Origin of the sequence: Bartonella sp. AP36NXGY, from assembly GCF_042195865.1 — a bacterium.
Taxonomy (GTDB): Bacteria; Pseudomonadota; Alphaproteobacteria; order Rhizobiales; family Rhizobiaceae; genus Bartonella.
Map to the genome: position 1 here is coordinate 1 of NZ_JBHIPD010000126.1, position 874 is coordinate 874.

2 pseudogenes are annotated in these 874 nt (G+C 38.1%); both read left to right on the top strand.

The annotated features are described in order from the left end of the window. Positions 1 to 264, top strand: a pseudogene (locus ACFINX_RS10240) (hypothetical protein); the annotation flags it as partial. Positions 265 to 644: 380 nt separating this feature from the next. After that, a pseudogene (locus ACFINX_RS10245) lies at positions 645 to 874 on the top strand (hypothetical protein); the annotation flags it as partial.

Below are 874 nucleotides of genomic sequence, written 5' to 3' on the forward strand. Positions count from 1 at the left end.
AAGAAAGAAATCTTACCCCATGGTTTTATCAAGGGAGGCAGTTTTCCAAAGCGTGTTGAATTAAAAAAGCTGAATGGGAATGTGTTTCAAAGAGCGGATGGAGATCAATTCCCTATTGCAAAACAAGAAGGACCATCAATTGCTAAAGTGATGTCCAAGCCAGAGATTGCAAGTGCTATTGCACAATATGCCAATGAAAGATTAACCAAAAACATACAGAGACAACTTTCTCGTCAAGAATACGCTGCTAATAAGAAAGGCTAGATCATGTTCTCAAGCTTTATCTATATATTCCATATCCTTATGAGTTTAGGAATTACATATTCTTATTGCAACTTTAAAAACAGATTATCACTTATGCTTTGTTTTTTCATAAAAAAAATCAATAAAATCAATGCAAAAGGTACTTCCCAGCGGGTTGGCTTCGTTGCGGGGCAGGACAGCGCGAACTATCGCTAGCGACAGAATTTTCAATTTGACTGTACATTGTACACATAACTCATTGATAAATAACGAATTTAATGTGTTAAGTATTTCCTTATCGTATTAAATCTTGTTTTTCAGTTGGTACCGTAAATCTCTCTTTATCCTAATACGCCGTAACCACCTCCTTCTTAGGACAGAAAAGAAGGCAAGGAGCAACTATGAATAAGAAGAATCGTAAGGGTCTATCGGTTCGTGCGTTTGCGAAGAAGATGGGTGTTTCACATAATGCAGTGGTTTCTCGGATAAAGACAGGTAAATTTGATGCGGCTCTTTTTGAAGATGGTTCTGTCAATGAAGCGCTTGCAACAGCTATCTGGAATGAGAATCCAACAAAGCGCCCTACTCCATTTTTAGCACCGGATGGTCAACCGCTGACAAAGATCAAACA